Genomic DNA, 12,902 nt, shown 5'->3' on the forward strand with positions numbered 1-12,902 from the left:
ACCCTCTTGTCAAGAGCGGTCGAGGGCGTCGCTTCATCGTGGCGGCACAGAATGAATCGGGCGAACGTTTTGCGTGATTGCGCAAACCCTGCGTGGTGCGGATCGAGCGATTGCGCTTGTAGTTTGCAATGGCACGATGTTTGATGGCATTTCATGTAACAACCATCCGACTTCCACGAAAAATCATGAAGCGTATCCCTTTCATATTCACGACGGCTTGTGCGTTGCTCACGTCTGCATGCGGAAGTGCGACGAGCATTCTCCCAGTTTTCGAAAGCCCGGGCCGGCTGCATTCTGCAGAATTACCCGACACGCTCACGAGGTCCGAAAAGGAAATGAACGAGGTGCTTGCCGCAGTGGGGCAAAAGCCCGCGCCGACGTTGCTTCGTGTCGGACACGTGCTTGGAGCGTACCGGGAATATGCGATGGTGGTTGATGAAACAGGCGGCCGATCGCACGAGCGCATGGTCGATGGCAGGCGCTGGACGCGCGCGGATCATGCGGTGCGCCTCATGAAGCGATCATTTCACGGATATGGATTGAATTCGGTGGAGCTCGACGTGCACGTGGCGCCTTCTGGGCTGACGAACATAAAACCTGACGAAGTGGTGGTCGTGCACAATCAGCCGGTTTGGAAAACGGTCGATGCATCGCCCGTTGCAAGGGCGTTTCTTTCACACAACACCCTACGCAGCGTGCTCGATGCGTTCCTCGAAACGCGACGTTCAAACGCGGAAGTGAAGCTCTATATCGAGGTCAAAGCGCCGAAAGAATGCGAGGCATTCGATAAGGAGCCGCCCGCTGAGTGCCGTCGAATTGGAACGGGTGTTGCCAAAGTCATGAGGACGACGCCCGAGGATTCACGGGCGTCCCTGGCATTCATTTCCTTTTGGCCGCAAATGCTTCGAGTCGTCCACGACGCCATCGACGCGCAGGGCTCGAATGCGGATGTCCACGATTACGTGTTGATTGTCGGACCATCGGATCCTGCAGCAGCTTTTTTGGTGTCCCTGTTCGGTGCATCGAAAGGCAAAGTGCCCCCATTCGACGACGCGAAAAAGAAGTGGCTCGAAACGACGGCTTGGATGGATGGCGTATGGGCGTCGCCACGAGCATCCAAATCAGTCGGAAGCGATGTCGCAAAGATCAATCGAGCGCGTCAGCGTACGGGCACGACTTGCCTGCGGGTCGGGATGAGCACATATCAAGGATCTGCCGGCTCATTCGAGAGTCATCTACGGCGTGCTTGGAATGTTCCCGAGAATGAACTGCCCACATGTGGGATTGGCGGGACGAAGGCACCGGCCGTCATCGAATCGCTGATTTACGACATCGATACGAAATGAACGTTCCAAAAACGCTGCTTTTCAAACGCAAACGCTACGCTCTCGAGTCCGTCACCAGCACGAGCTTACCGATGACCTTTCGCGCTGCCATCTCTCGGAGCGCCCGCGGCGCGTCTTCGAGCTTGTAGGTTCCCGCAATTCGAGGCACGAGCGCACCGTTTTGCACCCACGCGAATAACTCCGCCAAACCTTCTCGATATCGCGTCGTTTCCTTCGACGTAAAAGCGCCCCAAAAAACGCCGACAATGCTGCAGCCCTTGAGCAAGACCAGGTTCAGGGGAATTTTGGGGATCTCTCCCGCGGCAAACCCAATCACGAGAAACCGCCCTTTCCATGACATCGCGCGCAAGGCCATTTCGGACAGGGCACCCCCCACGGGATCATAAACGACGTCGACGCCCGCAGGAGCAAGCGCTTTCAATCGCTCACGCACGTCTTCGCGCGACGTATCGACGAGGGCATCCGCACCGCGAGATTGGCAGACGGCGAGTTTTTCTTGGGATGACGCGCAAGCAATGACGCGCGCGCCAAGAAGCTTTCCCATTTCGACCGCAGCAAGGCCAACGCCACCCGCCGCGCCGAGCACCGCGAGTGTTTCACCTTTTTTCAGCTCGGCCCGGTCCACGAGAGCATGGTACGTCGTTCCATACGCAATGAGCAGCGTCGAAGCAGCCTCGAAGGAAATGCCCTCGGGGATGGGAATGACCATCGCTTCGTCGAATGCGACTTTTTCGGCGAAACATCCAAAAGGCGCCCAAGCGACGACACGATCGCCGGGTTTTACGCTACGAACGCCTTCGCCCACGGAAGCCACGATACCACTGACCTCGCCGCCCGGAGAAAATGGCAACGTTGGCTTGAATTGGTACTTGTTTTCGATGATCAAAAGATCAGGGAAATTGAGGGACGCCGCATGAACTTGGACGACGACCTGCCCCTTTGCTGGCGTCGGTTCGTCGAGCTCTTCGATGACGAGGTCTTCCGGTGGGCCGAACTTTTTGCAAACAACCGCCTTCATGTCGATGATATACCGCGCCTTCATCGGGGAAGAAAAGAGTGGCAAAGTCGTCGAAGAAAAAAGCCCCGACAATCCCAAAATCCCGTAATCTGTCCTCATCATGCGCCTCGCCGTCGTCGCAGTTCCCCTCGTGCTCATGCTCGAAGTCTCGCGCGCTGACGCTGCCCCGCCGTCTGATACCGAGGTTTCGCGCAGGCTTGCTTTTATCGAGGCGCGTCTTGCGCGCGGGGCAGGGCCAGCCAATATGTGGTGGAGCTCTTGGTATTACGGCTGGACGGCGCTCTCGATGGGGCAGTTTGTCTGGGCCATTGCGACGCCGGACAAGGGCACGCGCATCGACATGGCCGTGGGGGCGGCGGCGAGCACGTTGGGCGTCATTCCGCTCGGTGTTTTGCCATTTCCAGCGCGCACGGCGCAGAGAGATCTCGCACGCGTCCCCGCTCGTTCGCCCGAAGAGCGTCGCCGCAAGCTCGCGTTTGCCGAACATTTGCTCGAAGCGGCGGCAAAGGACCAAAAACTAAGGCGCTCGTGGGTGAACCACGCGACGTCGATTGGCGTATCCATCGGCGTCGGACTCGTGCTCGGCGTGGGATATGGGCGCCCGATCCCGGGTCTGATCAATTCCATCGGCGGGATTGCGCTGTCCGAGCTTCAAATCTGGACGCAGCCTACCGCAGCCATCACTGATTTCGCCGATTATGAAAAATTGCGCAACGAATCGAAACCATCCACAACCATGCTGCCACCTAAAACCAATGGTTTCCCCGTGAGCATCTCGATTGCACCTCATCCGGGCGGGATTTCGATTTCAGGATCGTTTTAGCGCACATGCGGCGATATTTTTAATGCAAAGGTTTCGGTTTGAATGCAATTGAGACAACTTTGTTGTGTGTGAGCAGGTTCGCGTTGTTGGCACTGAAAAGTACTCCATGACACTAATGGTCGCAACGCATCTCAAGTGACGATGGTGGTGTCGCGGGGGCGCATTTTTCGTGAAGAGATCGTCCATTCGTGCGATGATGCCGATGAATAACCATCTTCAGGACCGAACATGAACAAGAAGACGATAAAAAATGCGGCCGTTACCCTGTTCTTCATGACGCTGGCCACCGGGTGCAGTCTCGTCACTGGCCTCATTGCGCCGGCTGACATCACGTCGATCAACAGCGCGGTCAGTCGAAAGGACGAAGCATACCTCGAGAAGGTTTGCAATGGCGAGTCGATGGCGCGATCGGACAGTGACAAAGAGTATGCCTGCAACCAGCTCGAGAGGCTCCGCGGGCCGGGAAAGGCGCTTGCGGCAACGTGTGACGACGTCGTGCAGAAGTACGACGATGCGTCGAAGGACGAGTATTCGTTCGTCGCGTCGATGGCCGACAAAATGGCCGAATGTGGCCACTATGCGTATCTTTTCGAGCACGTCGTGCATTGGGGCAACAACAAAGAAGGGGCGAAGCTTTTGGGTGAGCTCGAGGGCAAGGGGAAGCCTGTGGAGGCGGAGTTCGTGAAGTATTTGGGTTCCCACAAGGGCCCGAAGTTTTTCGCCGTGGAAAAGAGCCGAAAGAATGACGTGCTCTACGGCCTCGATCACATCACGAAATGGCTCATCGACAAGGGCAGTACGCAACATTGCGCCGCGATTGCGGAGTCGGCCACGGGCGCGAACATCGTCGCGCGCGTATCGGTGATGGATTATTTCAAGGAGGCGAAGTGCAAGGAGGGCATTCCTCTCGCTGTGGAGCTCTTGCTCGAGGACCTGCCGGGTGATCGCACTTTGGGCTGCAATATTTTGGGCGCAATCGGCGACGCATCGGTGCTCGAAAAGGTCAAGGTCGTCGCGGAGACGGATGGCTTCTCCACGGTGAAAGAGGAGGAGCGTAATGGGCGGGTTTGGGCCACGAAGATCTATCCCGTACGCGACGCATGTTTGGCAGCGTCGGGCAAGATCAAGCTGCGGAAGTGAAGCATAGGAAAGGCCCAAGTCTGGACCACGCTTGCGTGATTACGTTGGGTCTTTCTGCAATTGCTTCGTTCCGAAGGCGACGAGGATTCCGAGGACCAGCGTTGCGGCGGCAAAAATGAACTCCGGTTTGTCCGCGCCCGCAACGAGCGCAATCGAGCCCATGGCACCGACAACGGGAATGATTTTGCCTCCGGGCACTCGGAATCCTTGCGACTCGCCTTCTTTTCTGCGCAACACCGGCACGGCCACGCACGTGAAAAAGTACTGAATCACGACGGTGATGTTGGACATTCCCACGAGTCTTCGGTAATCGAAGAAAAACGCGAGAATGGCCGTGATGACCGTGGTCCAAGCGATTGCGACGTGCGGCGTTCCCCACCGGTCGTGTACGCGTGCCAGCGCGCGTGGCATCAGGCCGTGCGCTGCAATGGCTTGCGCGTACCTGGGCGAACCGAGCGCGCTGCCTGCGGTAAAGCCGCCGACCGAGACGAGACTTCCGATCACGACGACGAGACCAATGGTGGGGCCCAGATAGCGCGCCGCATCGACGAGCGGCTGACCGGATTCGGCACCAATTCGCGGGTAGACTCCGACGAGCATCGCTTGCACGACGACGAAGAGGAGCGCCGACAAGAGAAGCGCGCCGACCGTACCAAGCGGGACATTTCGTTTCGGCTTCTGCGTTTCTCCGGCCGCAATGGGAGCAACCTCGAATCCTTGCAATGGGAACAGAGCCAAATAAATGCCTTGTCCCACGCCGAGCGCCCCCTTGGGCAAGGTTCCTCCGAGGTGCGATGGATCGAAAGCGGCAATGGCCACGACGAGAAAACAAAGAATAGCTCCGACCTTGCCGATGACCATCAAATTGACGAGGTTGGCTCCGAGCTTGACCCCGAAATAATTCACGATGCCCAGGGCGAGCACCAGCGCGGCCGAACAGGCGGACGAAGCGATCGGTGAACGCATTCCCGCAAGCTCGACGAAGAGTGTGGCATTCGCCGCCCAACTCACGAACGTATTTGCCCAGCAAAACCAACCAACGACGAATCCAATGGAATTTCCAAATGCATTACGAGCATAAAGATACGTGCCGCCCGTTTCTACGTGGCGTCCGGACAGCTCGGCAAAACACAGCGCCACGGGCATGAGCATGAGCGCGCAGAGCAAGAAGGCGAATGGAGAGTAGCCGCCCATCGCTCGATGCATGTCGTCCGGCAAGGCGAACACGCCCGAGCCGACGGTGGCATTCACGCCGATGCACAAGACGTCGAAGAGCGTCAGTTGCCGGCGAAATCCCGGCACGACCGACGTCACGGAAACCCTCTCACCGGGTGTGCTCATGCAAAGCTCGCGATCGCTGCCAAGAAGCTCACGAAGCGGCACTATAGGCCGATGTTTCGGCGCTTGGCAACCCCGAAGATATACGCTCGTCGCGACTTCGGCTTGTTGCATGTCGCGAGGCCTTGACGTTCCTCGAAAAACCGGAAATACTTCGCCCGCAACCGTCGAGGAGGCAGCGATGAGCAAGAAGGCAGACTGGTATTATCATCGCCGTGGGTGAACCACGTGCACCAAAGCGCGGGAGTTTCTCGCGCAAGAGCAGGTAGACATTGCGGAGACTGCGGACGCGAACAAGGCGAAGCTCGATCGGGCCGCGGCTCTTGCGATGGCACGGCAGATGGATCGCGTCATTGCGACGAAAGGAAAAAAGCAAACGGAATTGGACATGCAGCAAAAGCCGTCGGATGACGAGCTACTGGCCGTGCTTTTGGGACCGACCGGCAACGTCCGCGCGCCCCTCATGCGCGTCGGTAAAACGCTCGTGGCAGGATTCGACCCCGACGTGTATTCCGGTGCGCTCGAAGCTGGAAAAGCCACCAAGAAACGATAACGGGCACCCAGCACGACCCCGCTACTTCGTGGATTGAGCTTCGGGAGGCTTGATTTCTCGGCACATGCGGCACCCCGAACTCGCCGCCTTCGGCGGCTCAAACAGCGGGGCCCCGCCGCAGCGCCGAGAAATCAAGCCCCCCAAAGCTTTGCGTTGTACGATTGGGCGACGAGGACTAGTTCCCGTTTGGTTGTCCCATGCGCAGTGGTCCTCCCCGCGCGGTCGTCCACATCATGCAATTTTCCGCCGAACCTGGGACGGTGAATACATCGAGCCCGTGTTCGAACGTTTGCACGAAGATTTCGACTTGTCCGTCGCCGTCGAGGTCTCCGATGGCCGGCGCCGCGGGCGCTCCATTGCCATTGCCATTTTGTTCGCCCGTGTTGTGTAGTGGTACGTCGTGTAAAACCGTTCCATCCGCAGCCAGGACGACCAAATAGCCAGAATCGAGCGCATTCGGATCGCCATATGTTGCAAGCACGAGCTCGGGTGAGCCATCCTGATTCAAGTCGGCCACGGTCACTTCGGTTGCATACATGACGGACTTGCCGTGCGTGTAATCGTATCGCCAGATTTCCTTTGCATCGGCACCGTATGCGCGAATGAAGCCGTCATTGAAAGGCGCAACGATTTCCGGCTTCTTGTCACCTTGAATGTCCACCGTGGTGGCCGCGGGCACGCCTCCCGGAGGATACCACCCGTCCACGATGATGGGTTTGTCCCCACGCGGCAATGTTTCCCATCCGGGTTTTCGCATTGCAGATCGACTGCCATCTCCATGGGCGCCTTCCAGCACCATGATGGCATAAGCTTGCGTTTCGTACGGTTCGTTTTTCTCGATGTTTGGTAGTCCAATGACTTCGTTTTTCCCGTCCCCGTCGATGTCCACGACGTTGGGAGGAGACGCAGTCCATTGCAACCATTCTGCAAAAGAAGGATGCGGCCATTCTCCCGTGTGCAAATTGTAATGATCGCCCTCGACCTTCGGGTCCGCCCAGCGAATGAATTGACCCCAAGTCAACCGCTGTCCATCCCATTCGTTCGCTCGATTCGTGAAATAGGGCGCGGCATCGATCGCCACGCCATCGTGATCGAAGGCTTGAATGTGGTGATTGTCGTACGTAGCGAGAATTTCGAGCTGCGGATCGTCGTCGATGTTCCCAATCGCCACATTGAGGCCATAACACCCATACCCCTCGTGACCCATCCCATTACGATCCGCATCGTTGCCGGGACCCGTTTTGCTGTTGTACCTTGGCCACGCCGCAAAACCGATTCCCGCCGGTTGATGCAGTTTGCCGTCGGAGCGGAAGGCAAACACCTGCGATCCGCCATCGGCGGCGCTCACGGTCTGCGTCGTCGTCACGACGATTTCGAGCATGCCGTCCCCATCGATGTCCCCCGCCGCCATGCCGCGAACTTCGGGCGGATTGTTTCCCGTCGTCGTCGACGCGGGCCAACCCGCTTTTACCGAAAGCGTTTTATTTTTCCATTCGTACGCCCATACTTCATGGTCGCTTCCGTAGACGATATCGACGATACCGTCATTTTCCAGATCGGCCACGATGTGCGGTGCATACACCCGCCCGTCGCCACCATCGGCCTCCGCAAGCTCATTGCCTTGCGAATCGTACACGAAAACCGAGTAATATGCAGCAATGAGCTCCCGTTGTCCGTCGCCGTCCAAGTCTCGAACGACCGGCGACGCAAACCAACTCGTTTGTCCGGGCAGCGTCATTCGGTATTCCGGCGCTTGCACTTCTCCTGGGCTCTTGCCGACGTCGCACGTCACATTGCGCGTTCCTCCGGTCGTGCTTTGGTTTCCTTTCGTGCTTGTATCGTCACCGCAGCCGAGGGCCGCGTAAGTCAAAATCGACGCGAGCGTCACGACACGTCCAGATGCGATGGCGCCGCGAAGAAAACGACCGCCGAAAGTGCGCGTATTCGTCATGTGAACCTCACTCGTCGCGCGGAAAGATATCCAAGGCCGTCCGCTACGGCTACTCGAGCGAGCATAACAAGATTCGAGCCGCGTAGGGAACGGACTTCGCAACGTCCGACCCGCAGCGAGTGTGAAATGTGCCGTATGTCCGCGGCGCTTGCCTTTCGGAGCGCGGTCGTGCATAGCTCGGATATGCAGTCCGCGCCTGAAGGCGATGCAGCAGGGCCCTCGGCAGAATCGTTCGAGGGCGTGCCATTGATGCAGCTCGCTGCCGACCGATCCTGCCAAGCAAGCTGCATGGCACGCGGCATATGGCGCGCATTATGCGACGCTCATGCGCACGCCGCGCCGATGAGCCATCAATCGATGAATACGGTGCTCGAGGCGATGACCGTGCCATTCGGTGCATCGGCGGGATCGTTGCAAGTCATGGCAGGATCGCCCATTCTCGCTGCGGGTTTGTCTTCAATGAACACCGTCGCACTACCTTCGTGCACCGTGGCTTTGTTTGCTGGAGGCTTTTGGAAGGGCCCGCCCGCGGGGACGTGCGCCGGTGAATTGTCCGCGGTGCTGCCCTTGGTGGCTGCGGGGACGTCTTCTATGTAAATGGTGCTCGAAAGTTCGCCCGAGAGCGTACCGACAAACGGCATCGGCGTCGGCGTAGGAACCGGACCGCCCGGAGACGGCACCATGATGATGTGCGTGTCGATCCCGACGACTTTGTCACCTTGCTTCGCTGCGGGCATGCCCATGATGATCACCGAAGCATCGAGCTTACATCGAAATGCCCATCGAGGGAAGGGCAACGCGACTTTATTAGGGAAGGGGACAGAGCGATGGATTTGCCGCGCCTGCGCCCGTCGCGGGGTCCAAAACCGACCCTTCGGCGATGGTTTTTCCTTGGGGGTCGAAAATGAAGGTACGCTTTCCCCTTATTTCTTTGAGGTTACCATTGGTGCAATACATGGACGCCGTCGTCATGATGCCATGTTCATCGTAGATGACCGCCATACGTACGGTCTTGGATGGTTCGACGCGACGAACCCATCGACCGACGCGTTTGCCGCGATCGTACCGTCCGGAAAATTCGACGAATCGATCGCCATCTCGCTCCCAGATCGTCGCCGGTCCTTGAATGTGCAGGTTTTCCACACGAAAAACATTCTCGTGTTCGGAATCGATACGAATGCGGAATTCGCCGCAAGGGAGGCCGTCGCAATAGGTGCCCGACCAACGCCTCGCGCCGGCTTTTGCATTCACCACGGAAAAACGGCCATGCATGCGCTCGCCGAGACATTCGCCGCGCACGACGTCGTCTCCATCGCTTCGTTGGCATTCGCCGTCTCCGACGCCTCGACACAAATTGTCCTGATCACCAATTCGCGCGGGAAATGCGTCGAAGTCCACGAAGAGCGGCGCCGTGCTTCCAGTGCTGCAAGCGAGCGGGAAAACGGTCGTCCAAAGGCGCTGAAAAATTCGAGAATAAAAGCCGCACGCGATGACGACGATGGCGAAAAGAACGACCCGGACGAGCAGCCCCGTTCTCTTTCTTGCTGTGAGGTCGCTAGGCGATGCGGTTTGGTTGGATCGAGGTTCGGCCATTCGAAAAACGATGGGGCGATGGTTTGGCCGTAGAGTATCGCGCCCGGGCACGCGAATGCAAGGCGTGACAGTCACCATTTTTTTGCGGTACACTCGCGCACCATGCTCCGCCTTCGTTCTCTCGTTCTATCGTTTGCGCTCGCGCTCGCCGCCGTAGCTCCTTTGAACGTGCACGCTGAAGAGGCGGTAAAACCCGCTGTGAGCGCTTCGGACGACGACAAGGTCGACAAGGAAATCGAGCGGCTCTACGAAGAAGGCAAGTACGATGCGGCCTTCGCTCTCGCGGAAAAACTCGTGGCCGAGCGCGAGGCGAAGCTGGGCAAGGAGCACCCGCGTACGGCCTCCGCCATTGCGGACCTTGGCACCATGAATCTTGTCAAGGGAAACGTCGCAGCGGCCGAACCGCTGCTGAAACGCGCGGTGGAATTGCTCGAAAAGGCCAAAGGAAGCGAAGACGCTCTGGCGACGGCCCTGTCGAACTTGGCGTCGCTGTATTCGACAAAAGGTGATCCGAAGCGCGCCATTGCGATGCTGCAGCGAGCCATGGGTCTCGAAGAAAAAGCTGGCGCTACGCGGGAATCCGAATATGCCTCGCTGCTCACGAAACTCGCGACGATTTACATAAAAATAAGCAAATTTTCCGAAGCAGAAAAATTGCTTTTGAAGGCCGTCAGCATCCATGAAAAACGTAATGCAGAGCGAGGCTTGTTCCTCGACTTGAGCAACCTCGGGTCGCTGTACCGCAAAATGGGGGATTACATCAGAGCCGCAGATGCCTACAATCGCGCAGTACCGATCGCAAAACGTGCGTACGGTGAAAACCATCCGGAAGTGGGCAGACTCTTGCACCTCATTGGGATGTTTCTTACGGGATCAGACCAATTCGAAAAGGCAGAAGATAATTATGCGCGCGCCGACAAAATCCTGGTCGGAGCCCTGGGCCGGCATCATCCGGACGTGGCGGCGCTTTACAGCGACTGGGCACTTTTGCTCACGCGCACCGGCAAAATCGAAAAAGCGCTCGAATATCGCGACAAGGCGCAAACCATCGAAGAAGAGTGGCTCGTCAATGCGCTCGCGAGCGGCACCGAGGAAGACAAATTGGCCTATGCTTCGCAGCTCGAAAAGAGCGTCGACCGGGTCGTGTCTTTTCAAATGAACATGGGCCTCGGCAACAAAGAGGTCACGCGTTTCGTTTTGCGAACGATATTGCGAAACAAGGCGCAAGCGCTCGAAGCGATGGCGGCTACGACGAGAGCCTTTCGCGAACGAATGACGTCCGAGGAGGACAAAAAGCGTTATGACGAGCTCGTGCGGGTGCGAGGCACGCTTGCGAGCATGTATACGCGCGGGCCGCGCGGACAAACCGTCGAGGAATTCCAAGCGGAGGTCGTCAAACTCACCCGCGAAGCCGACGCCATCGAAGCGGCGATGAGCAAGTGGGGAGCGTCCCGCCGTATCCCCATCCAAAATGTGACGATCGAATCCGTGGCTGAACGAATTCCAGAAGACGCGGCCTTGGTCGAATTGGTGCAGTATCGCCATCGTAGCGCGCATTTCTACAGCGCTGCATCCGAACGCGAATCCACGCCTCGATACATGGCCTACGTGCTGCGGCACAATGGTGACGTGTTACGCATTCAGTTCCCCGTGAGTGCGAGCGTCATCGAAGACAAAGTCGCGAAAATTCGTAAGGGCTTGCAGAATCCCGAAGACAAAAGGTTTTTCCAAGAATTGAATCTGCTTCACGACATCATTTTTGTTCGTTTGCTGGGCGAGCTTCCCGGCGTGAAGCATTTACTGATTTCGCCCGATGGTGACCTTTCGCTCGTGCCCTTCGGTGCGCTCATTTCGCGGGATGGCCACTTTCTTGCCGAAAAGTATACCGTGACGTACTTGTCGAGCGGGCGGGATTTGTTGCAATTCGGGCAGCACGAGCTCGAGAGCTCCGCGCCGATGCTCGTGGCCAATCCCGATTACGACGCTCCGGGCGAAGCGGAGCAGGTGCCTCTGCCCGAAGCACCGCGAGGTTCGCTGCCCGTGCTCGCGCGCGTGAAGTTCACGCCACTTCCCGGAACGGCCCAAGAAGCGGAAGCCATCAACGACATCGTGCCCAATGCGCACCTCAAAGTTCAGGGCGTTGCAACGGAAACTGCATTGAAGCAAGTGGCGGGGCCCAAAATTCTGCACGTCGCAACGCACGGGTTTTTCCTGGACGCTTCCGGAAAAGCTGCGAAAGGTAGCCGCGGCATCGAGCTCGATGTGCCCACGCATGCACTGCCCACCATAAAAACTGCACCACCCGAAGCGGAAGGCCCCAAAGTCGAAATTGTCAATCCCATGTTTCTTTCGGGTTTGGCGCTTGCTGGGGCCAATGTGCGAAAGGGACAAATGGATGACGGCATTTTGACGGCATACGAAGCGTCGGCACTCAATCTCACCGGCACCGAGCTCGTCGTCCTGAGCGCTTGCGAAACGGGTGTCGGCACGCGTGTTGCGCGCGAGGGCGTGCGAGGGCTCCGCCGAGCGCTCGTGCTCGCAGGCGCGGAAACGCAAGTCATGAGCTTATGGCAAGTCGACGATGAAGCAACGCGGGACCTCATGACGAGTTTTTATCAAAATATGTACCGCAAAGGACTTGGACGCAGCGAAGCCATGCGTCAGGCGCAACTCGCACTTCTTGCGCAGCCCGAACGAAAACATCCATTTTATTGGGCGAGTTTCATTGTTTCGGGCAATTGGGGGCCGATATCGGGGACTGCATCCAGTTCGTCGGGTAAACCCGGTGTGATCGCACCGCCGGGCGGAGCCAAAGGTTGCGGTTGTCAATTGGCAGCTGTGGACAAGGACGATTTGGGGACTTCGATCATTGCGTTCGGGGTCGCGTTCGCAGCGATGCGTGGGCGGCGACGAAAACAGGCGAGGAATTAATACTACTGTGGGACATTGGCCGCCCTACACGCACGCGCGGGGTTAAAACCCCGCGCTACACGATAAAAAGTCCCTCACTGCCGTTCGGGACTGGCGTTGTTCGATCTCGGATCGTTATCGAGAACCCCGGCCGATTTCGCAATAGATTGCATGTCTCACAATGCGGCGTGAGGCTAGTCCGAGCGCGGTAGCGCGAGGACTTCTTGTAA

10 protein-coding genes are annotated in these 12,902 nt (G+C 57.9%); 5 read left to right on the forward strand and 5 right to left on the reverse strand.

What is annotated here, in order from left to right; genetic code table 11:
• The first annotated feature begins 185 nt into the window (after positions 1 to 185).
• Positions 186 to 1,346: a hypothetical protein gene (locus IPM54_22570; GenBank protein MBK9262575.1), complete on the forward strand. Its 1,161-nt coding sequence runs from the start codon at positions 186 to 188 to the stop codon at positions 1,344 to 1,346.
• Positions 1,347 to 1,380: 34 nt separating this feature from the next.
• Here the strand turns inward: IPM54_22570 and IPM54_22575 are convergent, their stop codons facing one another.
• Positions 1,381 to 2,364: an NADPH:quinone oxidoreductase family protein gene (locus IPM54_22575; GenBank protein ID MBK9262576.1), complete on the reverse strand. Its 984-nt coding sequence runs from the start codon at positions 2,362 to 2,364 to the stop codon at positions 1,381 to 1,383.
• A gap of 100 nt (positions 2,365 to 2,464) precedes the next feature.
• Between IPM54_22575 and IPM54_22580 the strand changes: the two genes are divergently transcribed.
• Complete coding sequence (locus IPM54_22580; GenBank protein MBK9262577.1) at positions 2,465 to 3,187, forward strand: hypothetical protein; 723 nt, start codon at positions 2,465 to 2,467, stop codon at positions 3,185 to 3,187.
• A 228-nt stretch (positions 3,188 to 3,415) separates the two neighbouring features.
• The gene (locus IPM54_22585; GenBank protein ID MBK9262578.1) at positions 3,416 to 4,327 is read left to right on the forward strand and encodes a hypothetical protein; all 912 of its coding nucleotides are present in this window, start codon (positions 3,416 to 3,418) and stop codon (positions 4,325 to 4,327) included.
• 39 nt (positions 4,328 to 4,366) lie between these two features.
• On the opposite strand, the gene IPM54_22590 is transcribed toward IPM54_22585, so the two are convergent.
• Complete coding sequence (locus tag IPM54_22590) at positions 4,367 to 5,641, reverse strand: amino acid permease (protein ID MBK9262579.1); 1,275 nt, start codon at positions 5,639 to 5,641, stop codon at positions 4,367 to 4,369.
• 352 nt (positions 5,642 to 5,993) lie between these two features.
• Here IPM54_22590 and IPM54_22595 point away from each other — a divergent pair, with 352 nt between their 5' ends.
• Positions 5,994 to 6,218: a hypothetical protein gene (locus IPM54_22595; protein MBK9262580.1), complete on the forward strand. Its 225-nt coding sequence runs from the start codon at positions 5,994 to 5,996 to the stop codon at positions 6,216 to 6,218.
• 175 nt (positions 6,219 to 6,393) lie between these two features.
• Here the strand turns inward: IPM54_22595 and IPM54_22600 are convergent, their stop codons facing one another.
• The 3 genes from IPM54_22600 to IPM54_22610 form a co-directional block, all read right to left on the reverse strand.
• Entirely contained in the window at positions 6,394 to 8,169 is a 1,776-nt protein-coding gene (locus IPM54_22600) for a VCBS repeat-containing protein (GenBank protein MBK9262581.1), read from the reverse strand.
• Between the two features lie 350 nt (positions 8,170 to 8,519).
• Complete coding sequence (locus IPM54_22605; GenBank protein ID MBK9262582.1) at positions 8,520 to 8,912, reverse strand: PAAR domain-containing protein; 393 nt, start codon at positions 8,910 to 8,912, stop codon at positions 8,520 to 8,522.
• Between the two features lie 64 nt (positions 8,913 to 8,976).
• A complete protein-coding gene (locus tag IPM54_22610; GenBank protein ID MBK9262583.1) occupies positions 8,977 to 9,762 on the reverse strand; it encodes a hypothetical protein in 786 nt (261 codons plus the stop codon).
• A 102-nt stretch (positions 9,763 to 9,864) separates the two neighbouring features.
• Between IPM54_22610 and IPM54_22615 the strand changes: the two genes are divergently transcribed.
• The gene (locus tag IPM54_22615; protein MBK9262584.1) at positions 9,865 to 12,693 is read left to right on the forward strand and encodes a CHAT domain-containing protein; all 2,829 of its coding nucleotides are present in this window, start codon (positions 9,865 to 9,867) and stop codon (positions 12,691 to 12,693) included.
• Positions 12,694 to 12,902: the final 209 nt, after the last annotated feature.

The sequence above is a fragment of the Polyangiaceae bacterium genome (assembly GCA_016715885.1).
Lineage (GTDB): Bacteria > Myxococcota_A > Polyangia > Polyangiales > Polyangiaceae > Polyangium.

Coding starts and splice junctions, on each gene's coding strand:
- IPM54_22570 (MBK9262575.1), top strand. CDS start 186: ATGAAGCGTATCCCTTTCATATTCACGACGGCTTGTGCGTTGCTCACG.
- IPM54_22575 (MBK9262576.1), bottom strand. CDS start 2,364: ATGAAGGCGGTTGTTTGCAAAAAGTTCGGCCCACCGGAAGACCTCGTC.
- IPM54_22580 (MBK9262577.1), top strand. CDS start 2,465: ATGCGCCTCGCCGTCGTCGCAGTTCCCCTCGTGCTCATGCTCGAAGTC.
- IPM54_22585 (MBK9262578.1), top strand. CDS start 3,416: ATGAACAAGAAGACGATAAAAAATGCGGCCGTTACCCTGTTCTTCATG.
- IPM54_22595 (MBK9262580.1), top strand. CDS start 5,994: ATGGCACGGCAGATGGATCGCGTCATTGCGACGAAAGGAAAAAAGCAA.
- IPM54_22600 (MBK9262581.1), bottom strand. CDS start 8,169: ATGACGAATACGCGCACTTTCGGCGGTCGTTTTCTTCGCGGCGCCATC.
- IPM54_22605 (MBK9262582.1), bottom strand. CDS start 8,912: ATGGGCATGCCCGCAGCGAAGCAAGGTGACAAAGTCGTCGGGATCGAC.
- IPM54_22610 (MBK9262583.1), bottom strand. CDS start 9,762: ATGGCCGAACCTCGATCCAACCAAACCGCATCGCCTAGCGACCTCACA.
- IPM54_22615 (MBK9262584.1), top strand. CDS start 9,865: ATGCTCCGCCTTCGTTCTCTCGTTCTATCGTTTGCGCTCGCGCTCGCC.